Genomic DNA, 22,339 nt, shown 5'->3' on the forward strand with positions numbered 1-22,339 from the left:
TCTCCAATTACAGCGCAACACCTACTGAACGAAGTTCAGTATACAATTCAATAGCTTCCCATCCCATTTCGCGCCCCCAGCCCGACTGCTTGAAGCCGCCAAATGGTAAGGCCGGATCGATGACATGATGAGTATTAATACCAATAGTGCCGGCCTTAAGACGCTTAGCTACACGATGTGCCCGGCTAATGTCGCGAGTAAAGATACTGGCCGCCAGGCCATAGATAGAGTTGTTCGCCTGGAGAACCACATCCTCTTCATCGTGATCGTCAAAACGGATCACACAGAGGACAGGGCCAAAAATCTCTTCCTGCACCACCCGCATATCATTTCGGGTATTGTCCAAAATGGTGGGCGCCACAAAGTATCCAGCATCACCCCAGGAACCACCTCCTGTCAGCAGAGTTGCTCCTTGCTCTATTCCCGAAGCAATGTATTCGCAGACTCGCGCTTTTTGTTCTGCTGAAACTAAAGGTCCCATCTGGGTTTCCTGCTCCAGGCCAGGCCCCATCTTGAGAGCAGAAGCGTACTCAACCAATCCCACAAGAATCTGGTCAGCAACTGAATTGTGTAGATAGAGGCGGGTTCCGGCCGTACAAGTCTGGCCCATGTTGTAGAAAATGCCTGACGCTATAGCGGATATGGCTTTATCAACATCTGCATCAGCGTAGACAATCATCGGAGACTTCCCGCCAAGCTCGAGTGAAACCTTTTTCAGGTTCGTCCCTGCTGCAGCCAGGATTTTTTTCCCAACGTCCGTAGACCCTGTAAAGGCCACTTTGTCAACATCTGGGTGTTCAGCAAGCGCAGCGCCTGCAGTTTCACCGTAACCGGTAATCACGTTAAACACGCCGCGCGGGAAACCGGCTTCGGTTACCAACTCGGCCAGTCTCAAAGCAGTGAGCGGGGTCTGTTCTGCAGGTTTGAGAACAACAGTGCAACCGGCAGCCAGAGCGGGTGCAACTTTCCACACCGCCATCATTAGGGAGAAGTTCCATGGAACAATCTGCCCACAAACACCAACTGGGGTTCTCAACGTATAGGCATGGAAAGGTGCGCCGGATGACAACGGAATTGTCTGCCCATTAATTTTGGTGCTCCAGCCTGCCATGTAGCGTAAAAGTTCGTGGCTGAATGCAACATCTCCCCAGCGCGCATCATTAAAAGGCTTGCCGTTATCGAGTGCCTCAATTTGCGCCAGCTCATCAGCGTGCTGCTCAACAAGGTCTCCCAGACGCCATAGTAATTTTCCGCGCTCTGAAGGTGACATTTCTGCCCATGCGCCCTTTTCAAATGCACGACGGGCAGCGTTAACAGCGCGGTCAACATCGACGCTCTCACCTGCCTGAACCGTTGTAAACACCTGGCCATTGGCCGGGTTAATAACATCCAGCATCTTACCCTCTGCAGCATTAACCCACTCACCGTCGATAAACAGCTTGTGTTGCTTATTCACAAACTCGGTGACCGCTGGGTTCAGAAGACTCAGAGAATCATTGTTCTTTTCGTTGATCATTTAAATGACACCTCGTTTGCCGTTACCAACGTCACATCACCGGCGAGAATAGGCTTGGCAATGCCAAAAAAACGCGCCACAACAGCAGAGTTGTTATGGACATCCATAGCTTGCTGACTGGTGAACCGCTCATAGGTGGTAAACAGGCATGGATCCTGATTGTCCTGAGAAATATAAAACCCCACGGTTTCTGGCTCGTTTTCTTTGACGTGAGCCGCGACTTCAAGAAGCGCATCACTCATTACCCGGTCATAACCCGCCTTGACCCTTATAACGGCTGTTATACAAAGCATATAGATCTCCTGTTAGGTCTGTTCAGGCAACGAGCCCGTTAAATTCAGCAACCCAGTTGCTGTCCGATAGTATGGTGGTGTCCATCGCCTCTCCCATCACGCCTCGTTTAAGCAGGAAGACGCGTTCAGCAAGCTGGCTGATAAAATGCAAATCTTGTTCGACAAGAATGATAGTGAGGCTATTGCGCCCTGACAGTTTCTGTAACGTCTCGGCAATTTCGTCACATATCGATGGCTGGATCCCCTCTGTAGGTTCATCAAGCAGAATGAGTTGAGGTTCGCTGCAGAGGCATCGGCCTAATGCGAGAATTTGCTGCTCCCCTCCACTGAGAACTCCCCCGGCTCTGGTTAAAATAGGTTTGAGTCGGGGAAGATCCTCCACAACCTCTTCAATTTTCTGCCTTGCTTCTCGAGGTGTGAGGTGTATCGCGCCCATTTGCAGATTCTCCGTCACGCTGAGCGCCGGAAATATTTGTCGTCCTTGCGGCACAATACTGATACCCATCCGTGCCCGTGTTTCAGGGCGTAGCCGAGTAATATCTTTTCCGGTGAAATGAAGCGATCCACTTTGTGCCGGCAGATGCCCCATAATGGTTTTAAGCAGCGTGGTTTTACCCATACCGTTGTGACCAAGCACCCCGACTAATTCACCGCTATACAACGTCAGGTCCACACCAAACAGAATGGGAATATTGCCGTAACCAGAATGAAGGTTTTCAACGTGAAGTAATTCAGGCCGCGTGTGATTTGCCAAGATATACCTCCCTGACTAGTGGGTTACTGAGAATGCCCTCAACGTGATCTTCTGCGAGGATTTTTCCCTGATGAAATACAGTGACCTGTTTGCCAATCAGGCGAATAAAACTCATATCGTGCTCTACGACGACAAGCGCATGCCTTTGATTGATTTCCAATATGATTTCAGCTAATCGGGCAACTTCTTCACCGGTCATACCTGCAGCCGGTTCGTCCAGCAGAATCAGTGGCGGATCGCTGGCAATTACCATCGCCAGTTCCACAAGTTGTCTTTGGCCATGAGCGAGCTTCCCTACAATTTTCTCACTCATTGCGGTGATTCCCACGCGGGTCAGCGCCTGATTGACTCTGTCATTACGCTCATTGGCGTTGGCAACATCTCTCAGCCCTAACCAAACGTTTTCACGCGCAGTTAATCCCTCAAATAAATGAGGGATTTGCGTTTTGATGCCAATTCCCTGCCTGGCAATTTGAAAGCGTTCCGAGCCCACCATCGGTTTACCGTTGAAGGTGATACTCCCTTTTGTCGGGCGTTGAACACCTGTAAGGCAGCGAAAAAAAGTTGTTTTCCCCGCTCCGTTTGAGCCGATCAGGCAACGCAATTCACCATGTTTAAGTGTGAAATCAATATCATCCAGCGCCTTTACACCACCAAAGTGAACGCATACGCCACTCGCTTTGAGTAAAATATTCTCATTCATGACTCACTCACCACGCTGGTCGAAGAAAATCTGGAACGAAACCCTGACAGCCTTTCGAGTATCGTTGGCAGGAGGCCCTTTGGCATCAGCAGTACAAATAGGATCAGTACACTCCCGAGAACAATATTTGGGTCTACCCATCCCAGCGTCCCAAGATAAGCCGTCAGGGCTTGGAGGATAAGACAGGCCAGAATCGGACCAAAAAGTGTACCGACGCCACCCACTACTACCCAAATTAGTACCTGAGCACTATTTGAGAGGCTGAATACTGAAGGACTGACAAATACCGAGTTTGCAAAGAGGCAACCAGCGACGCCCGCAATCCCGGCGCCAACTGCAAACATGTACAATTTTACGCGTCTGGAGTCATAACCCAGCAGTTCTGCTCGGGCTTCGTTTTCACGCACCCCTGCAACAACGCGCCCAAATGTAGATCCCGTTAACCATTTGCAAAGGATATATCCCGCTACCAGTAAGGCGACGGCCACCATGAAAACAGCATCGGGCGAAAGGGGTGTAGAGGGATCAAAGGGCATATTGAGAGGAGGCGTGTCAGGCATCCCATTAAAGCCCCCCAAGCGAGCTTTACCAATATGCCAGGCATCACCCGAGGTACTGTTTGCCAGTTTAAAGAGAATCATCGTTACGGTAAGCGTAATAACACCGAAGTAAATATCGCTCAGACGACCATAGAAAACGAAGTAGCCCAGGATCACAGCGAAAATCATAGGAACAACAACAGCAATTAAAACCGCCCAGGTTGAATCGCCGAAGTTTATCCCGGCAACCGCGTAGGCATATGCCCCCAGACCAAAAAACATCGACTGACCAAAGCAAAGTATGCCGCCATGGCCCCATATCAGAGCCATACTCAACGCAAACAACGCCAGACTCACGTAAATCGTCGCATTGATCAGTGAGTACAGGTCCAGGACTTTGGGGAGGATAGCCAACACCGCACATCCCGCGATAAACGCAGCAAGATTGCAGGACGAAGTTGAAGTAATTTTCATGAAGCCCCCCGGAAAATTTTACCGGTGATGCCCGTAGGCAAGATACGTAGCAGAACGAGCGCGGCACCCAGTAGCGCAATGTCACCAAAGATTGGATTACTCAGGAAGGTTGTTACCGTACCTATGCTTCCCAGTAGCGAAGCACCTAGCCCCGTGCCGGTTATGACACTCGCTCCACCGGTGATAACCGTGATAAAGGCTTTAGAGACGTATGCCGCTCCCATGGTCGGTACGACACCCGACAGGGGAGCCAGTAATGCACCAGTTAAACCGCTCAGGGCAGCGCCCAATGCAAAAGTCAATGCAAATACTCTAGAGCGATTAATGCCGAGCGATGCGGCCATCTCAGGATTCTGCATCGTTGCGCGGGCAATTAATCCCAGACGTGTGAATCGCAGTACCGCATATCCACCCACGACCAATAAAACGCAAACCAGCACCATAAACTGGTTGTAAAGGCTGATACTGAAGCCGGCCAAATCTACACTGCCCAAGGGTGCAGAAATACCCTGAACACGGTTGCCAAAAATTGACGTTGCAAGACCGGTCAACAACAAACTGAGCCCCCATGTGGCAAGCATGGTGTCTATCATCCTGCCGTATAAGTGGCGAATGATAAGGCGCTCTATCACCAGCCCCAAGATACCCACAACGAAAGGTGAGACGACCAGAATGGCGACCCAGACGTTGATTCCGATGTTGGTAGCAAAAATACTGGTAAATCCTCCCAGCATGATGAACTCTCCATGCGCGAGGTTAATAACCCGCATCATGCCAAAAATGACTGCAAGTCCGATGGAGACCAGTACCAGCTCAGCAATTGAGTCGATGATTTGCACGAGCGTTAGAAGAAAAAAATGCATTTCTGTCTCCTGTCAGGGATTAAGCACAATACGTCCGACCGCTTTGCCCTGTTTCAAATCACTCAGAGCCTCCGGCAAACAACAAAGCGGTCGTTGAGTAATAGGCAGAGTTGTAATTCCCCCCTGTCGAACAAGGGCAATTAATTCCCTAAGTTCACTGAGACTGCCGGTGTAACTGCCGATAATTGAGAGCGCTTTAAAAGGAAGGATTGGAATGCGAAGTTCAGTTTGCCCTCCATGCAGACCAACCAGCACCATGCGAGAACCCTTCGCCACTGCGTTGATGGCCATTTGCACGGTAGCGGGGATACCCACCGTATCAATTACACTGTGCAGACGTTGGTTAGCCAGTGTCGTCAGATCCGCCACTGCAGATGCACTTTTTAAGGTATTGAGATGAAGGTCTGCACCTAATTCTCTGGCTGCCTTGAGTCTTTCATCTTCAATGTCACAGGCTATTATCTGAGTAAAACCCAGATTTTTAGCCAGCGACACCGCGCTCAAGCCGAGCCCCCCCATACCAATAATGGCTAGCGCCGAATCAGTTTTAATGGGCATAAGCTGTTTCAACGCACTGAAAACAGTCAGGCCAGAACAGGCAAGCGTGCAGGCCCACGCGGGGTCTAATTCGCCTATCTCAACAAGATATTTGGCATCCGGAACCAGCACATGCTCCGCATAACCACCGTGCCTAAAAATGCCCAAAGAACGGGGCTTTTCACAATGATTGTCCAGTCCGTCTTGACACGTGGCACATTCACCGCAACCAATCCACGGGTAAACCAACCGTCGTTGGCCTATTAAGTACGCATCAGAAGGTGTTCCCGTTGCCACCACTTCGCCGACAATTTCATGCCCCATGACCAACGGAATAGGCATCATACTTTCCGCAAAATCAATCTTCTCTCCGTTGCCCAGGTCCTGATATCCCTCCTGGATATAAACATCTGAGTGACACACTCCCGCATGGGAGACTTTCAGTAAAACTTCACCTGGCGCTGGCTGCGGAAGAGGATGCAGAACCTGAACCGGCTGGGTCCCGTATTGTGTAAGCTGAAAACTGCAAGTGCTTGCCATATTAGCCACCCGCCTTGATAACATATTGCTGGTTATCATTCGGATTAGTGAGCAGATTACAAACAGCAGCAGTATCTGATGGGGGCTGTTGCGGATAAGTTTCGAGGATATTCCAGACGCCGTCTTTCACCTGTCCCAGATGGATATCAACCGTAAAGTGATGTGTTGCAGCATCCAGTCGAGAAATACCGCCGGGACCATCAACGGTTGAGCCTCTCTCTAATGAGTCGATTAACGGCATACGTTCCACAGAGTTTGCCATGCGTACGCCATTAGCCCAGTGCATTACTGCGTACCAGCCATCTATGGCAGTCTCGTTAATGTAGGGGGTGTTACTGCCAAACTTTGTCTGCAAACGCTGCAAAAATGCTTTGTTAACAGGGGTATCCAATTCCTGGAAGTAAGCATAAGCAGCGAGGATACCTTCACTCTCTTTTGGATTAAGGATGCGGTTTTCATTACCGACACCAAAATCACTGGAAGCAATAGGGATCTGACCAACCATTCCGGCAGCCGCCCACTGCCGGAAAAAGGAAATGTGATTTCCACCCACCAGTAATGAGAACACCATATCTGGCTTGGCGTCCTGAATCTTTTTGATAGTGGCGCCAAAATCAGTGACATCCAAAGGGAAATATTCCGTCGCGATCACTTCTGCTCCAGAGTCCTGTGCATACTTCTTTACCCAGTCTGAAGAGATGTGACCAAAATTGTAGTCCGCGGCAATAACATAAATCTTTTTTCCCCACTGCTTTACCGCATACGGAACGATGCGTGCAACCGTTTGCGCAGGCGTGGTACCAATCTCAAAGCTGTTGCGGTCGCACACACCGCCTTCATAAAGCGACGGATAAAAATAGGGGGTTTGATATCGACGCAGAATAGGCCGAATAGCTTCACGCGATGCGCTGGTTACACCTCCAAATACAGCTGACACGCGGTCGCGTGTCGCGGCTTGCGTGGCAAATTGGGTGTAATACTGGATGTTAGACTGAGGATCGTATTTTACCAACTGGACCTGACGCCCGAGTAATCCTCCCTGACTGTTTATGTCATCAATCGCCAGTTCAACACAATTCATTACCGGCTGACCGTAGATGTCGAGTCCGCCAGACTGATCGAAAATTGCTGCAACTTTAATAGGTTCTGCCGCCTGAAGCTTACCAATGAAAGGTGCTGCAGCGAGCGATAACATACTGTTTTTGATTAAGCCACGTCGTGAAATAGCCATCTTGATCTGTTTCTCTCCTGCCAAAGTTAGCAGCAGACAGGCACCATCGCCCCTGCGCCAGGAAGAAACAACCTAACAAGTTATATTTCACTTTTCAAATATAATCTTTGCAACCAAATACCCCCTTCATTTTACAAAGACGAAAGGATGTTAAACTGAATCCCATCAGCCTCAGCCATATAAATGGTAGGTTTTGTCATACCTGAAGTGATGTGCTGCTTACCTCTCACACTATGAAATTTTAAACCTTCATACGCTTGGCTTAGCTCAGTGATTGATAATCCGCCCGCGCGCTCTGCGAGAGCGGCAAAAAAATGTATTGCGTCATAACATGACTGACTCAGAACGCCCTGAACTGGTGCATTAAGACCATAAGCTGCACGATATTGATCCATAAAACGAATGTTTTCAGGGGTCGAAAGGGAATTGAAGTAGCTTGCAGCACAGTAAAGGTTATACGTGTGCTCAGAACCAATACCCAGCAACGTATTCTCTTCAATAGACCCTGAGATTCGAATGATGCTTTCAGATAAACCTGCTTCAGAAAATGCGCGATTGAAGGCCACACAATCAGAACCAACCAGTGATTCAAAAATAATGTGCGGGGCAGAAGCCCTGATACGCTCAATCATCATGGTGATATCGACTTGGCCTAACTGAAGGTAGTCTTCACCAATAACCAGACCGCCCTGTTTTTGGATCATTTGACTCACAGATGCGTGGGTTGCACGTGGCCAAATGTAGTCATTGCCCACAATATGCCATCTATGTGCACCACGATGCTCCATCATCCAGCGTATTGCAGCAGGGAATTGCTGTTGGGGGGTATCTCCGATGGCAAAAACACCAGTCGTCATTTCGCCTCCCTCATATAATGGGGCAAACACATATGGGATTATACCGGCGAAAGCATTACGTAGTGCCACTCTGACGCTGGAAAGATGAACTCCTATCAGCGCATCAATTTGATGAGTTTTCACTAGATCCCAGCATCGAGCAACCACTGCTTCAGGATCTCCACCAGCATCAACAGCAAACAACTCTATATCTTTTCCCAGTACTCCCTTTCTCCGGTTAATTTCTGCCGCAGCCAGGACGGCACTGTACTGACATGATGGCCCCCATATCGCATCTGTACCGTGGAAAGGCACAAGCAAACCCAGTCGTAACGGACGGCTCTTAGCGTTGTGACTGCGTCCATGTGGATCGCAGTCAGAGGAAAAGACTGATTTTTCAGTTTGCGATCTTTGGTATCCAAAAAGAGGATAGACTTGGGGAACGTGAGTATTTAGATTCAGCATGGGAAAGCTTTTTCTTAAGGGCATATGAGTAGATTAATGCAAAATCCATGCTAGCTCTGAAAGATCGAAAGAGACTGTGATTTACTTCCCATCCGATGACAGGATGACCCCATCCCAAACAAGTGATAAAGTAGTTCGACTTATTGTTCTACTAGCGTGAAGCTGCTTTATGTCGGACAAACCAATCAATGAATATCTTGCCCATCTTCTGGCGCAGGCAAATCGCCGTGTAAACCGTCAGCTTTCTCTGGAAGGGATCACCTTAGAGCATTGGAGAGCGCTTAAGGTTATTTCTGATAATCGAGGCGTCACTATGCGTGAGCTCTCTGAAGAGTTAATGCAGAATTTTCCAACCCTGACCAAGATCATAGATAAAATGGTTCTTGAAGCCCTTGTGTATCGCCTGCCAGATGAAGTGGATCGTCGTAAGGTTCGGTTATTCATCTCTGATAAAGGCAAAGCAGTTTTGGAACAACAGAATGATCGTCTAGACGATCATCAAGGCAAGCTAGAAGATGCTTATGGAAGTGTTGAAGCGCAGATGCTCAAAGAGATGCTTGAACAATTCATAAAGTCAGCACCGGAAGATTAATACCCGCAGAGTAGCTTTCAGCATATGATTTACACCGAGTAACAGACGCTCCCTAGCCTAATACGTGGCGTCTGTCTCAAAACTGCCCCCAGATGATTCATCTTTAACCGAATAGAGTGAACCCAGGACAAAAATAATCAAAATCATAACGACATTACTCAACCCACTGGCTTTCTTGCAAACAGATCGAGAAAACTGAAAGCCACGCCCAGCGCTTGCCTATCCAGATGTACATCACGTCGCCATACCTGGTTTGGCCATGTCACTGCGAACTGCCGTTCAAAGTGATTTGGGAGAGCGACTTGCTCATGACCGCCACGCTTATATCGGTGAGTCGGCTCCTGACAACTGACCAGCCCCAACTCTTTCATGAGCCTGCCAGCAAACCAGCGTCCCATCAGGTAGCATCTTTGGGTTGCCAATGAAGCGATGCCTTGCAGCTCAAGAACTTGCCTTCGTAAAACATTCAGTCTGCCGTTTGGTTTGTGGGGCCGGTTGTTCCCGTATTTGTAGCTGCTGCGATTGACCCCGAACACAGGGCAGAGCGAAGTTACAGGATAACGCGCCCTGAGTTTCCCGATTTTTGAGAACTGTTCAGAGAGTCTGACATTAAGATCGCAGTAGCCATTCTAATATTTGGTACTCCATTTTAACGCGTTGGAACTTTTTGTTTAGCTCGCGTATTAGATTTATTCCGGGTTTATAGGGGAGACTTTTGCATTTTATCCTGACGCTAATCACGTAGTTGCTTTACCCTCTTTATCATCGTGGAAAGACCGACATCCTTAGCTTAGCCTTAGCGGGATCTGAGACGGTGTAGTTTTGCTCGACAACTAACTAGGCTGATTCGCGTATGTATTCAGGGCTGAAATTTCTTCTATTCATGGGTGCACCTTCGATGTTCTGAGGTGATCATATCACCTCTGTTCAGGGGGCTAAATTCAGTAAACCAGTTCAGTTAAGGAGGTGGTGGCTGCGGACAACCTTTGGCAACACCCCCTGCGGGAGGCGTTGCCGTTCTTACACTTCATCTGACGTGGAATAGCTCAGCTAAATGCAATAAAGCGGAAGAAGAATTCCTGCTTAACCTTAGTTAGGTCACATCGCTCATTCATTAGCATGAAGTTTTATTGCAGTAAGGCGGTAACCTGATCGGTAGAAATTAATATCCTAGAGAGGTATCCACACGATACTCCAACGGTTTTCCAGCCCTCAACCGATCGATATTACTGCTTACCTGTTTAACAATTGCTTCAATTGAGGCGGCAGAAGCCATGTGCGGAGTAATAACTATACCTTTGGTCGTCCATAAAGGATCATCAACCGGAAGCGGCTCTACCTGGAAAACATCAAGTATTGCGCCACGTAACTGAGCAGTATTAACAGCATTAATTAAATCTGTTGCGTTGAGATGATGCCCCCGTCCACAGTTAATAACAGCAGCCCCTTTCGGTAAACGATTGAAAAGACTTTGAGAAAGGATTCCCTGAGTTTCAGATGTGAGCGGAAGTACATTGATAAGGATATCACTTTCAGATAGGAAAACTTCCAGTCCGTTTTCTCCATGATAGGTATCAACACCATCAATAAACTTCTCTGTACGGGACCATCCTTTTACTTCGTATCCCATTGAAACCAGTTGTGAGGAGACATACTGACCAATAGCGCCCAATCCCATAATTCCTAAAGAGAGTTTTTCAGCCCCAACCTGAGGATATCGTACCCACGCATAGTCATGCTGGTTACGTAGCACACGATCAAAATGGCGGTGATAATAGAGTACTCCCCACAGAATATATTCGAACATACCCCGCTTATGGCTTTCATCAACTACACGGCAGATATTGATGCCTGATGAAAGTATGTCTGCGCCCAGATGGTCTACACCAGATGCCACAGAATGAACTAACTTCAATGCAGGAAACTGCTTGGTGACATCTATTTTCGGAAACCAGCAAATAGCGACATCTGCATCTGTTGCAGTCTGATCTTCAGCTGATACCAAAGTCAAATCCGGGCGATAACGCCCGAATGCTTCAATCATTTGCTGTGGGTAGTCCTGAACGGAACTAACGATGACGACTTTATTCATGAACAATAAGACTCTTTTTGATCTTCAATTAATGTCATTGCAGCTTTCCAGCCTGCATTTACAATGTCATCAATTCCGTCACGTTTAAATTGCTGCGCCGTATGTAAGCACACAGCCTCCTCTGGAATACACAATTCAGCACCACCAGACAATGCTTTAATCTGTGCCTGACACGCCCTTTCCAAGAAATATATTTCATGGAAAGCCCACGCAATACTGCGACCAGCTCCAAGAAGCCCATGATTACGCAGGATCATGGCGTTGTGCGAGCCTAAATCCGAAATAAGTCTTTCACGCTCACTCAGTGATAACGCAATACCCTCGTAAGTGTGATAAGCAAGGTTGCCATAAAACTTCATGGCATGCTGGGAAATTGGCAACAACCCATGTTTTTGAGCTGAGACTGCGATACCATCCGCTGTATGCGTATGAATAATGCAGTTCACATCTTCTCGCGCTTTGTGAATTGCGGAATGAATGACAAATCCTGCCGCGTTCACTTTTTTACCAGTTTTGTCTTTTTCAACAATATTACCTTCATGATCAATTTTGACTAAATCTGATGCTTTCATCCTATCAAACAACACACCATATTGATTGATTAGAAAATGATCTTTTTCACCAGGGACATGCATCGTAATGTGAGTATCAATCATATCAGTCATCTTAAAATAGGCGACCATACGATAAAGTGCTGCTAATTCACAACGAGCTTCCCACTCTTGGGGAGACATATTTTCACAACGGGACATGAGTTACCTCAATCAGTTAAGTGATAATTTCATACTAGTATCATTATCTTTATTGCGCAGGTGGCTCAGCCCGATAACCCCGATGAGGGATAGCGCTGAGAGAAAACTAAAGAAAATAGCAAGTGGAAGCCACTGCCCTACATAATTTTTTGCGATTATTGTGCCAATTAATGGTGTTGTTCCACCTGCGACTGCGCATATAAGCTGATATGCAATTGAAATCCCTGAATAACGTAATTTAGTGGGAAATACTGAAGCCATATAACCTGCAATAACGGCATATAGGGCAGATAAAATTACAACGGTGACCGAAATACCAGCCGTCATTAGGAAAAGATTTTTAGTCCCTACCAACATAAACATCGGATACGGTGTAATAAGGCATAACGAAGCAACGATTTTCAGGAAAAGCCCCTCGCCATATTTTGTTGCAAGCCATGCTGATATAGGTTGCGAAATGAACTGGATAATTGTGACAACAAATAGACAATCTAAAATTGTTGATTTAGCTATACCCACATATTGAGTTACATAGGTGATCATAAATATATTTGTAAAGAAGAATCCTGCAGATCCGATTGTTACTGCGATAGCTGCAAAGATAATATGTGGCCAGCATTTTTGTAATACTTCGACGAGAGGTCGCTTGGATACGTCACCATTTACCTGAAGCCCTACGAATTCAGGCGATTCCTTTACACCTAGGCGGATGTATAAACCAACAATCATTAATACACCACTAGCAAGAAATGGTAATCGCCATCCCCAAGATAGAAATGTCTCCTGCTCAAGGGTAGATACCAGCCTAAAAGCAATAAGAGACAAAAGTAATCCAGCGGGACTGCCAAGCTGAGCAAAAGAAGCAAAGAAGGTTTTACGCCCTTCAGGTGCATGCTCACTTGCCATTAATACAGCACCACCCCATTCACCTCCAACAGATATACCCTGAATGATACGCAAAAGAATTAACAAGACAGGTGCCCACATACCAATCTTATCATACCCCGGAATGAGACCGATTGCTGTGGTAGCTAATCCCATTAACACCATCGTTAACAACAACATTTTGCGTCTGCCTAACTTGTCGCCAAGCTGCCCAAAAACCATACCTGCCATTGGTCTGGCGATAAAACCTACCGCAAATGAGCCGAAAGCTGCCAGTGTACTGAGTACAGGGTCACTACTTGGAAAAAAAACATACCCTAAAGCTAACGCAGCAGCAGTTGCATAAATATAATAATCATAGAATTCAATTGTTGTGCCTATAAAAGCAGCAGCGGCAGCGCGCTTCGCCTGATTTTTTTCGCTCATTATCTCGCTCCAACCGGTGTAATTGACAATCTATAAATATTCAATTTCTTACTTATGAATTGTTTTATCCCGTTTACTCACCTCTAGGTCAAAATAGTAATATTAATAATGAATATTAATTAGGTTAATGAGCAGGTTGGTATTTAAGCAGCATATATTGTTGCACCAAAAAAGAGATTCACTGCACCAAATAAAACACAATTTTTATACTGCTAATATCGAAAAAGACATCATAGCCCATTAATATAATTAAGGAATTTTCTAAACCTCAGTATTGAAGATTCACAAGTGAGATTTATAGAGTTAGGATTTGGGGAGTCACGCCCTATAACGGTGCAAAGCTTACCGGAAAGATTTTAGATCCGGCTTGCAATTTTTTTGATGATTTTTTCAACTGTCAGAAAATCAGCTAAAAGCAGATATTTTTTGAAATCAAGATGACTAATAACCTAATCACTTGTTACTACCAGGTTGCTCATTCTCAAACAATACCCACTTTGATTCTAAGTCTTTGAGTCATCCTATATAACTCTGACCCTGCCCTGGAATCCTGCTCCTCTCAGAAACATAATTCCGGGATGATAATGACTGCCCTGAGCGCAGGTTATGCCGATGAAAATGTCACGATTCACCGAAGAGCAGATTGTCTTTGCCCTGAAGCAGGCTTAGCTGGGTACGTACGCGCCGCAATTAATCCGCCCTGAAATGTAAGCCACAGCCTCAGAGGGCTCTGGCGAACTACGTAAAGGGCATGGATTTTGTCTCTGATGCGTTGTTTGACGATCGCCGACTCCGCCTGCTGACGGTAATCGATATCTACACGCGCGAATGTCTGGGGATCTACGTGGGCCAGAACCTGCCGTCTTCAAAAGTGTCTGAGATGCTGGAAAGAATTGAGCTGAGGCGAACGCTACCACAGTTCCTGAAATAGATAATGGCTCTTAATTTGCGGGAAAAATGCCGGAAAAATGGGTGTAGGAACGTGATATCCGGATTGACTTTTCACAACCGGATACGCCCATGGATAATACCACGGTGTAATCATTCAACGGCAGGCTGCGGAAGGAATGCCTGAACGAGAACGGGTTTATGTCCATGGAGGATGCCCGGTGCAAAATCGAAGCCTGGCGCATACGACTCGTCCCCATTCTGCGCTGGGCTAGATGACCCCATCCGAATTCGCCCAAAAATCTGACGGTTTCCAGAATAAGTAACCAACCTGAAGCCGATTATTCCTGATTATGCATGGATCAAATTTGGGTACAGTGTCACAAACCGATATTACTAACTGATTGTTGTATCGAACACTGGGGCGGATCTGAGCAACGTTTTATCAACATTTACGTGAGCTAAAAACATCTGTTCGACCCACTTAGAAAGTTTAAAGAGCATTAATAATACCTAAGCTTTATGAGTAGATAGTAATATGCTCGTTTCTGTGTTGTAGATCCCCTCTATGCGCCTAATCCGCCCAAGAATACGGTCAAAATTCTCCAGCGAATCTGAACGTAATTCCACCAACAGATCCCATTTACCGTTTGTGCTGTGCAATGTAAAAACGTCTGGGTCTGCACGCAACTGTTGCACTATGGCTATAGCCTTCGTCCCTTCCACGGCCACATTCATCCACGCTCGAATCCGGTTATGCTCCACGCCAGGTTTCACTTTTATCGTGTAGCCAGTGATGATGCCGTCTTGCTCAAGTGCTTCCATGCGTTTCTGAACGGTGGCCCGGGACACTTTTAAGCGATTGGCTAATTCGGTAATCGATAACCTTGCATCATCACGTAACAGCGCAATCAAATGTCGATCAGTCAGATTCATAGTCATTTTGAATTTTCAAGTTATCAATTTGATAAATATCATCACATTTTGATAATCCAATCAACTTCATCAACTCGAATAGCTTCTTCATACTGTTGTTTTATTGAAACAAAGAGATTTTTTCCATGATACATTTTATTGATATCGGCGATATGCTTACCTTGTCGGCCTATCTGGTGTTGCAAAATTTAACAGTCAGTTAGTTACTTACATTGAACAAGATTTCATCCGGTAGAGAGAGTTGGATAAAACTAACGCCGCGATCCTTTGCGCTAGGCAAATTAAACTTGGGATGCGTATCAACGCTGCAGGTGGTGATTGACCAGGTATGACAGAGTTTGAGTTTGAGGCTGCGATCCAGAACAGTGCTGATGTATTAGTAGAGTTCACGCCGTAATCACGGATTAAGGGTAAATTACGCAGATGCCTGAAGATTTTGCAGTCACGGAATTATGGTAAGTAATTAATGAGCAACAATCTAGTCGACGCAGTGTTAGTGCCGAAACCGTCTTTGATTATGTTGGTTTCACGATTAAAGATTTACTGCACTTAGGCTCATCAATGACATAGCCATGCAGCATAATATTGGCCGTGACATTTCTTTCATACCGTCACCAGCTAATCCTCGCGTTCTCTACAGCCTGCTGGTTCGCTCGGAGTAATCATCGTCATGCAATCTTCTCAAACGGTCATGATGGTGCGCCCTGCAGCGTTCAAATCGAAGCCAGAAATCCTGGAGAGTAATGCTTTTCAGAAGCTCTTAACTCTAACTGAAGATGTCGGTGAATAGGCACGTTTAGCTTTTGATGTGTTCGTGACTGCACTTACCTTGGCGGGCGTTGTAGTGTGCGTTATTGATGTAGTGCTGAAAGCCCCCTTACGCTTTGTTTGTCACCTGTTCGTTCATGGCAGTCTGGTAGCGATGGCTGACCTACCCAAGGAGTCGCAACAGTAATTCGCGAAATTGCAGTTCGGAACCGAATTCTCTCTGACGGTCAATACCGTGCATCTCTAAGCAATAACTCAATCTTAGGAAAATCAGCCTCATCCATGACAAAATCCAAAAACTCCCGGATACGAAAAAGCGCTAGCTCTGGAGCACTATTTAAGGGGGGGATCAATATCCAGAGTGTCAAGTGGCAGGCCACGCATTAAAAAAGCGAAGGTGAAATTGATCACCATAAACCGCCCACTGTCAGAAGGATAGATGAAGTGTTGCCGATGGAGTTGGTAAAGGTAAGTGTCCTTCATTTTAGGGGACGCATACTTGCACTAATTTGCTGAACCGTATCTCCTCCAAAGTTGATTTGAATCTGGAAATAATCATGTCTGTGCGGTTGCTTAAGCGCTGGGCGCTTGGGCGGGTCACGAATATAGAAGTCGTCAAGATCGCTTCGCTGGAGCATACCGTATGTTAAACTGGTCGTTTTTACAGACATTGATTCGGCGATCCTCAAGCTCGTTATTCACCTCGCTTACTTTAATCAGAGAACACAACAGGATGTCACATACGGCTTACAGACCATTGTTACTCTACTGAAATCGTTACGATGCAACTGGCCATGCCTCGTAAGCAATATCAACTTTTACCCCAATTCTCCTGAGAACACGAATCACCAACACTCGATGTTAAACACTCGCTATAGCTTATATTATTCTGCATCCACATGAAATTTAAGTATAAATACATTATCCAGTTTTCTAATGGCGCTTAAATCCAGGCTTTAAATTCTGACACGAGTGAATGACCTATAGCAGTTACAATGTCACATAAAAATGTATAACTATCTGATTTAAATCAAAATTTAATTTTTATCCTCTATATCTGTTTCAGCAACTAAGCATGGCTAAGCAATCCATCTCCGTTTACACACTACAGCTTATGCATAAGCTGTAGTGTGTAAACTCATACTTACTCCTGGAAACATAAGCTGTAAGTAGCAAACATAAGCTATAAAAAGTTGTTATGAAATTGAGAAGTTTCAACTTTATGTTAGTGGTTACTAACTTTATTACAATTCAATCGATTATAGGTTAGTGGTTACCAAGGGACACATGAATATAAGCTATAAAGAGTAACTTACTCTGGGGGGCATATATATAAACTGTAATGAGTAAAAGGGAAGACTCTAAAGGAATTTATAAGCTGTAGTGAGTAAATAAAGTATAAATATAAACTGTAATGAGCAAACTATTACGCAATATAAGCTGTGATGAGTAAAATAGAGTCTTGGATAGCATTGAATAAGCTATAGGCAGTAAAACATAAACTGTAGTGAGTAAACGCTATTGACTGTTTTATGCAGCCAAAAAAAAACCTCATATAATCATGAGGGTGTAGGGTATATAAACTGTAGTGAGTACTGTAATGCAGAAACCTTATGATCGTCGTTACTCTCTACAGTTTATGCTGTTTTGCCTTTAAAGAGCTTTTCGAGATCGTCCAGCGTAATACCCAGTTTGTCTAGAAGCTTTAGTTTTTCCTGCAGTTGCAAATCATCAGACTCCGCAGACTTGGTCGGTTCAATCTTTGCAGGTTCCATAGGAGGTACAGCTTTCGGTGCCTTGAGCTTGGGGTTACGATTATGCACGATGAAATACACGCTACGGCCCTTCTGCACCTCGCTGTAGTCGAGATAACCAATATCCTTTAACTGCTCCATAGCGCGACGTACAGTCTGGTTCTGTGAGAACACAGGAGAACGCAGGTTCAGCCTGTCACGTAGGCGCGCTAATGAAATGGGTGCAGGATTTTTTGGCAGGCTCTCGATGTAGGTATAAAGCGCCTGTGCTGATTCCCGCCGCTTTAACGCGTTGATCGCCTTGAGCTGTAAAAGAACTTTATGATCAAACTCATATAGCTCAAACAACTTAGGGTCAGCCTGTAATATCACGATATCTTTTTTGGTATCGTAATACGCAGACTGCACTAAGTGAGTGATGTATTCCTTGGCATCCTCATCCGTTTTACTGGAAAAGGAGATGGTCGTACCCGCTATGCGCTTAAGAGAGGGGCTGATACGCTCACGCAGCTGCTTAGAAGATCGACTGGAAGGAATACCACAAAGTTTGGCGAACTCAACAAAGGGCAGTTGCACCTTGTCGCCAATGATCTTATCTCGGTGTTTAGCAAAGGAGTGAATGATCCCAACCCAGGTCTTAAAATCATTATCCATGTCCAGCCGTGGACCTACAATTTCAACCTTCTCGTAGCCTTCTGCTTTAGCCAGTGTTAACCGTGTCAGCTCTTCGGTTGCATCCGTGGTTGAGAAAGTATTTTTCTTACTGTTCTTCAGAGATTTAAGCGTGGGAACGAAGACACCAAGCCTCATTAATGCCACCGGTTGAACGGTGTTATTGGCATTGGGGGTAAGGGTGATAAGCTCACCAGAGTTGGAATCTCGCTCTTCAAACAATTTAGTCAGGTCAAGATTTTCGCTAGCCACGGGCATTCCCACACAGGTCTGAAGCAGATCGCTTAAAGAATCAGAGGATCTGAATATGTGTATTACAGAACAGCAACTTGCCGATAACACTGCTAACCATCTGATATTCAGAGGTTAAAAGTATCCACAGGGAGATCGCAGTTCTGAGCGTCTAGCTCACTATAGCTTATGTCTTTTCCTAACTACAGCTTATATTTATCTTTTTATAGTTTATTATGATCTCCCTACAGTTTATATTTTACTTATTACAGCTTATAGTAACCCCTTCTCAGCCCAGTACTGGCGCGGCTTACAGCGATCGGGGATCTCTTTGGGATCTATATGGGATCTAATATGGATCTTATTTATTGGGATCGAACCGGTGGATAAGTGGATAACTCCTTCTGCGGGAGCAAATTTTTTTTCTCAACATCCATAGGCAACCAACTATAAGGATACTGAAAAATCTATCTATACCGTTTCACAGTGAAAGCTCCTCTATGGCTCAACAGTAATTGCTGCGGTATAGCCAAAAGATTCAGTCTCGATACTGTTATCCCTAAACATACCAAAAAAGCGCTGTACGGCTTCCAGATAAGTTCTGTGAGCGGATGACTGTTTATCACCCTTCAAACACTAAATCACTTCAAAAGGCGTCTAAGGAAGAATTAGAGGGTATAGCAGGGATCTTTTAAGGATCTCCAAATTTATCAGCATCTCTTTTCTGATGGCATGACCTGATTTAAGCGTCCTTCATCACTTCAAAAACAAAATACTTATCCACGATCACCAATTTTGTCGACTTGTGCAAACCGTTGACAATAGATAGCAGAGCCTCTGAAATACGAAAGCATGGAAGAACAACCTTATCTGCGATGTCAGCCCTGATCTTATCCCCCTACCTGCTGAATTTTCGTGAACCAACCACGCATAGCAGAACACCCAGCGTGAAGAACACCATCCATGGACTGACAGGTTCGTGAAGAAACACCGCGGATAGAGCCTACCCAAACAAAGGCTGCAAAAGTTGTAGTTGCCCAACAGAAACGATCCCTCCTGTCGCTAGCCCTTAGTACCAAAACATGAAACCAATCAGCATACTGAAGATTGAAACGTAACCCAGTGCGATCCATGCCGATTGCGTCATTTCAGAGACGGCAACTGGCATTGTTAAAGAGGTGCCCACCAGCATACTTGGCAGAGAAATAATCAGTGCCCAGCTTATGACCTGCCATCCTCCAAGCACGCGCGTCAGCTTCGCTCCTTATGCGTATCCCCTGCCACATAACAATATGGCAGCCAGCATCAGCAGCTCCCTTTTGAGCGAAATTGATATGTCCTGAGATAATGCAAATCCTATAACGAGAAAACTGCCGGTGAGTGAGAAAACCCAGAATGCCCTTCCCGGACGTTAACCTCCACGCATGCTCCCAAAGAGTGCGGTCACTAACGGCAAATGGCCCAGGAAGACAATCGAATGCGCAGAAGTGATATGTAGTAAAGACATCGCTGTCAGCAGAGGAAAACTAACAACGACGCCCTGTGACAGAATGACCAACGACATGATTTGTGTAGTAGTCGGGCATGTATTCCTGAATGTGAAGATCAATGTTGTTGCCAATGTTCCTGTAATAGAGGCTCTGGTGAAAGTCAAAAAAGAGGATCCATATCAAGCACGGCAATCCGGGTTGCTGGCAACGAACCACTGAAAATCTTCACTCCCAATAGCCCATTCAACGAGCCCGAGAACAATCTGGAATTTGTATTCTTCGTTACAGTTTTACCCATGTTGCCCTCATCACGTCACTTTCTTGTTAGGTTGAGCCTGAATGGGGGCAAAGTTAATTCATTTAATACAATCCAATTATTGTCATGGATAAATTAGATGAAAGCCCGCTATAAAAGCATTATGGATGCCCTCGCTTTCAAAATTCGTAGCGTGGAAATCATAACTGGAACACGCTTACCGACTCACAGAGAACTCTCGGCTCGCGAGCATATCTCTCTTGTCACCGCCACGCGGGTATATCGGGAGCTGGAGTCCATGGCGCTGGTAAGTGGAGATACAGGCAGAGGAACGTTCGTCAGAGAAATAGCGTTGCCATCTGGTCATGGAATTTTCCCAGATATCTGTCGCTTCAGATGCAGTGGATCTGAATTTCAATTATCCTTCCCTTCCTGAGCAGGGAGATATGCAGCGCGACACACTGAAGAAAGTGGCTGCTAGTGAAGATATAGAATCACATTTACGCTATCAGCCTCACGCTTGCAGGCTAACCGAACGGGAGGTCGTGGCTGATCACCTCTCTTTTAGGGGATTTAAGCCAACGGCAGACCATGTACTCATCGTTAACGGTGCACAACACGGGTTGACTGTTGCAGTTAAGGAATATTGAGGCCTGGTGATGTAATGGCGGTCGAGGCTCTTACATATCCTGGGTTCAAAGCGCTTGCTGAGCTGTATCATCTTGATATCATTGCCATATCTCAGCTTAGCAACGGACCAGATCTAACAGCTCTGAATCAACTCTGTCAAAAAAGACGAGTGCGTGCTGTTTATACCATGCCCACTTTGCATAATCCGCTAGGCTGGATAATGACCTCTTCGCAACGAAAGCAACTGGCTCAGATAGCTCGAAGCTATGACCTGTTGATCATAGAGGATGCTTCTTATTCCTATCTTGTCACCAATCCGCCAGCGCCATTGGCATTTTATGCACCTGAACGTACAGTCTATGTCACCGTATATTCAAAAAATGTTGCAACCGGGCTTCGCATCGGTGTTATTGTTGCCCCTGTACATTTTCGTCCCATGTTAGAGAGAGCTGTACGAGCCACTACATGGAACACACCTTCGGTGATAACTAGCCTGATATGCAGTTGGATCCTGGATGGGACCGTTTCCCGCCTCGAAATGCTTAAGCGGCGCGATGCTCGCCAGCGGCAGGCTATTTTAAAAGACATACTCGGTGATACTACCTGTATATCCCATCCCTCGTCATACTTCGCCTAGCTACCACTGAGGGAAGAGTCGCGTGCAGACCGGGTAGCAAAAAAATTAATGGACAGCGACATATCTGTGTCGACTGCAGAACCATTCAGTGCATCACTGACCACTCTTCAGGCGATAAGGATTGCAATTGGGTCAGTGAGTGCTGATCATTTACGTGCTGCTTTGCTCGTCGTTCGAGATGCTGTTGAGTATGAACAGTCCCGATAGTAAATTCGTTGTTGTTTCCGATCTTGGATAGACACACTCATATTTACACATCGGTGAGCAATCATTAAATGCTGATGGTGCTGTATGTATCTCAGGTAAGTATCGAGTGCTTTTCTTCACATGCTGAAGTCGTCACTTCATGAAGCCGCTTTGTGGTGGGAATCATCAAGCAAATTGGTTTCCGCATTCTACAGGGTAGAAAGAAACGATGACCCAAGTTTTCCCCGACGCTTGAGATTATAAGTTGGTAAGGTTTATCTTCCAATTTCACTCAGAATTCACGTAGCGTTGCCAACTCCTAAATATGAGTGAACATGAAAATTAATTCTCATTAAATTCAATGGATTAGTGAATGAGACTTTCCCTGCCCTC

General features: G+C 45.8%; 16 protein-coding genes and 4 pseudogenes. 4 read left to right on the forward strand and 16 right to left on the reverse strand.

Features of this window, described 5'->3' with window-relative positions:
- Window positions 1–7: 7 nt before the first annotated feature.
- The 9 genes from ACXIZX_RS00590 to ACXIZX_RS00630 all read right to left on the reverse strand — a co-directional run bounded on the left by ACXIZX_RS00590 (window position 8) and on the right by ACXIZX_RS00630 (window position 8,751).
- Entirely contained in the window at window positions 8–1,516 is a 1,509-nt protein-coding gene (locus ACXIZX_RS00590) for an aldehyde dehydrogenase family protein (protein WP_479403418.1), read from the reverse strand.
- Window positions 1,513–1,809, reverse strand: a complete 297-nt coding sequence (locus tag ACXIZX_RS00595; RefSeq protein ID WP_479403419.1) for a putative quinol monooxygenase — start codon at window positions 1,807–1,809, stop codon at window positions 1,513–1,515. Before ACXIZX_RS00595 ends, ACXIZX_RS00590 begins: the two co-directional genes overlap by 4 nt.
- Window positions 1,810–1,831: 22 nt before the next feature.
- Window positions 1,832–2,563 carry an ABC transporter ATP-binding protein gene (locus tag ACXIZX_RS00600; RefSeq protein ID WP_479403420.1) on the reverse strand — a complete coding sequence of 244 codons (732 nt, stop codon included), beginning with the start codon at window positions 2,561–2,563 and terminating at the stop codon, window positions 1,832–1,834.
- Window positions 2,541–3,266 (reverse strand): ATP-binding cassette domain-containing protein, encoded by a 726-nt coding sequence (locus ACXIZX_RS00605; protein ID WP_479403421.1) that lies wholly within the window; start codon window positions 3,264–3,266, stop codon window positions 2,541–2,543. Before ACXIZX_RS00605 ends, ACXIZX_RS00600 begins: the two co-directional genes overlap by 23 nt.
- The gene (locus tag ACXIZX_RS00610) at window positions 3,263–4,279 is read right to left on the reverse strand and encodes a branched-chain amino acid ABC transporter permease (protein WP_479403422.1); all 1,017 of its coding nucleotides are present in this window, start codon (window positions 4,277–4,279) and stop codon (window positions 3,263–3,265) included. The genes ACXIZX_RS00605 and ACXIZX_RS00610 overlap by 4 nt, the downstream gene beginning before the upstream one ends.
- Complete coding sequence (locus ACXIZX_RS00615; RefSeq protein WP_479403423.1) at window positions 4,276–5,142, reverse strand: ABC transporter permease subunit; 867 nt, start codon at window positions 5,140–5,142, stop codon at window positions 4,276–4,278. Before ACXIZX_RS00615 ends, ACXIZX_RS00610 begins: the two co-directional genes overlap by 4 nt.
- 12 nt (window positions 5,143–5,154) lie before the next feature.
- Complete coding sequence (locus tag ACXIZX_RS00620; protein WP_479403424.1) at window positions 5,155–6,219, reverse strand: alcohol dehydrogenase; 1,065 nt, start codon at window positions 6,217–6,219, stop codon at window positions 5,155–5,157.
- A 1-nt stretch (window position 6,220) separates the two neighbouring features.
- On the reverse strand, window positions 6,221–7,450 hold the full coding sequence (locus tag ACXIZX_RS00625) for an urea ABC transporter substrate-binding protein (RefSeq protein ID WP_479403425.1): 1,230 nt from the start codon (window positions 7,448–7,450) through the stop codon (window positions 6,221–6,223).
- Window positions 7,451–7,581: 131 nt separating this feature from the next.
- Window positions 7,582–8,751 carry a substrate-binding domain-containing protein gene (locus ACXIZX_RS00630; protein ID WP_479403426.1) on the reverse strand — a complete coding sequence of 390 codons (1,170 nt, stop codon included), beginning with the start codon at window positions 8,749–8,751 and terminating at the stop codon, window positions 7,582–7,584.
- 169 nt (window positions 8,752–8,920) lie between these two features.
- Between ACXIZX_RS00630 and ACXIZX_RS00635 the strand changes: the two genes are divergently transcribed.
- Window positions 8,921–9,343: a MarR family winged helix-turn-helix transcriptional regulator gene (locus ACXIZX_RS00635; RefSeq protein WP_479403427.1), complete on the forward strand. Its 423-nt coding sequence runs from the start codon at window positions 8,921–8,923 to the stop codon at window positions 9,341–9,343.
- A gap of 161 nt (window positions 9,344–9,504) precedes the next feature.
- On the opposite strand, the pseudogene ACXIZX_RS00640 reads toward ACXIZX_RS00635, so the two are convergent.
- From ACXIZX_RS00640 to ACXIZX_RS00655, 4 genes and pseudogenes are all read right to left on the reverse strand, one after another.
- Window positions 9,505–10,228, reverse strand: a pseudogene (locus tag ACXIZX_RS00640) (transposase); the annotation flags it as partial.
- 277 nt (window positions 10,229–10,505) lie between these two features.
- On the reverse strand, window positions 10,506–11,435 hold the full coding sequence (locus ACXIZX_RS00645) for a 2-hydroxyacid dehydrogenase (RefSeq protein ID WP_479403428.1): 930 nt from the start codon (window positions 11,433–11,435) through the stop codon (window positions 10,506–10,508).
- Complete coding sequence (locus ACXIZX_RS00650) at window positions 11,432–12,187, reverse strand: class II aldolase/adducin family protein (RefSeq protein WP_479403429.1); 756 nt, start codon at window positions 12,185–12,187, stop codon at window positions 11,432–11,434. The genes ACXIZX_RS00645 and ACXIZX_RS00650 overlap by 4 nt, the downstream gene beginning before the upstream one ends.
- A 12-nt stretch (window positions 12,188–12,199) precedes the next feature.
- Window positions 12,200–13,498: an MFS transporter gene (locus ACXIZX_RS00655; protein ID WP_479403430.1), complete on the reverse strand. Its 1,299-nt coding sequence runs from the start codon at window positions 13,496–13,498 to the stop codon at window positions 12,200–12,202.
- A 751-nt stretch (window positions 13,499–14,249) separates the two neighbouring features.
- On the opposite strand from ACXIZX_RS00655, the gene ACXIZX_RS00660 reads away from it, so the two are divergent.
- Entirely contained in the window at window positions 14,250–14,429 is a 180-nt protein-coding gene (locus tag ACXIZX_RS00660) for a hypothetical protein (RefSeq protein WP_479403431.1), read from the forward strand.
- 122 nt (window positions 14,430–14,551) lie between these two features.
- Window positions 14,552–14,665, forward strand: a pseudogene (locus ACXIZX_RS00665) (integrase core domain-containing protein); the annotation flags it as partial.
- A 234-nt stretch (window positions 14,666–14,899) separates the two neighbouring features.
- Here the strand turns inward: ACXIZX_RS00665 and ACXIZX_RS00670 are convergent.
- The 3 genes and pseudogenes from ACXIZX_RS00670 to ACXIZX_RS00680 all read right to left on the reverse strand — a co-directional run bounded on the left by ACXIZX_RS00670 (window position 14,900) and on the right by ACXIZX_RS00680 (window position 20,535).
- Window positions 14,900–15,328 (reverse strand): Lrp/AsnC family transcriptional regulator, encoded by a 429-nt coding sequence (locus tag ACXIZX_RS00670; protein ID WP_479403432.1) that lies wholly within the window; start codon window positions 15,326–15,328, stop codon window positions 14,900–14,902.
- A gap of 2,399 nt (window positions 15,329–17,727) precedes the next feature.
- Window positions 17,728–18,738 carry a RepB family plasmid replication initiator protein gene (locus ACXIZX_RS00675; RefSeq protein ID WP_479403436.1) on the reverse strand — a complete coding sequence of 337 codons (1,011 nt, stop codon included), beginning with the start codon at window positions 18,736–18,738 and terminating at the stop codon, window positions 17,728–17,730.
- A gap of 907 nt (window positions 18,739–19,645) precedes the next feature.
- Window positions 19,646–20,535, reverse strand: a pseudogene (locus tag ACXIZX_RS00680) (DMT family transporter).
- A 97-nt stretch (window positions 20,536–20,632) separates the two neighbouring features.
- Here ACXIZX_RS00680 and ACXIZX_RS00685 point away from each other — a divergent pair.
- A pseudogene (locus ACXIZX_RS00685) lies at window positions 20,633–21,967 on the forward strand (aminotransferase-like domain-containing protein).
- Window positions 21,968–22,339: the final 372 nt, after the last annotated feature.

It is taken from the genome of Candidatus Pantoea symbiotica (assembly GCF_056491525.1).

Bases quoted from the DNA above. Each gene is read 5' to 3' on its own strand.
- ACXIZX_RS00590 (WP_479403418.1), bottom strand. From the start codon at position 1,516: ATGATCAACGAAAAGAACAATGATTCTCTGAGTCTTCTGAACCCAGCG.
- ACXIZX_RS00595 (WP_479403419.1), bottom strand. From the start codon at position 1,809: ATGCTTTGTATAACAGCCGTTATAAGGGTCAAGGCGGGTTATGACCGG.
- ACXIZX_RS00605 (WP_479403421.1), bottom strand. From the start codon at position 3,266: ATGAATGAGAATATTTTACTCAAAGCGAGTGGCGTATGCGTTCACTTT.
- ACXIZX_RS00610 (WP_479403422.1), bottom strand. From the start codon at position 4,279: ATGAAAATTACTTCAACTTCGTCCTGCAATCTTGCTGCGTTTATCGCG.
- ACXIZX_RS00615 (WP_479403423.1), bottom strand. From the start codon at position 5,142: ATGCATTTTTTTCTTCTAACGCTCGTGCAAATCATCGACTCAATTGCT.
- ACXIZX_RS00620 (WP_479403424.1), bottom strand. From the start codon at position 6,219: ATGGCAAGCACTTGCAGTTTTCAGCTTACACAATACGGGACCCAGCCG.
- ACXIZX_RS00625 (WP_479403425.1), bottom strand. From the start codon at position 7,450: ATGGCTATTTCACGACGTGGCTTAATCAAAAACAGTATGTTATCGCTC.
- ACXIZX_RS00630 (WP_479403426.1), bottom strand. From the start codon at position 8,751: ATGCTGAATCTAAATACTCACGTTCCCCAAGTCTATCCTCTTTTTGGA.
- ACXIZX_RS00635 (WP_479403427.1), top strand. From the start codon at position 8,921: ATGTCGGACAAACCAATCAATGAATATCTTGCCCATCTTCTGGCGCAG.
- ACXIZX_RS00645 (WP_479403428.1), bottom strand. From the start codon at position 11,435: ATGAATAAAGTCGTCATCGTTAGTTCCGTTCAGGACTACCCACAGCAA.
- ACXIZX_RS00650 (WP_479403429.1), bottom strand. From the start codon at position 12,187: ATGTCCCGTTGTGAAAATATGTCTCCCCAAGAGTGGGAAGCTCGTTGT.
- ACXIZX_RS00655 (WP_479403430.1), bottom strand. From the start codon at position 13,498: ATGAGCGAAAAAAATCAGGCGAAGCGCGCTGCCGCTGCTGCTTTTATA.
- ACXIZX_RS00660 (WP_479403431.1), top strand. From the start codon at position 14,250: ATGGATTTTGTCTCTGATGCGTTGTTTGACGATCGCCGACTCCGCCTG.
- ACXIZX_RS00670 (WP_479403432.1), bottom strand. From the start codon at position 15,328: ATGACTATGAATCTGACTGATCGACATTTGATTGCGCTGTTACGTGAT.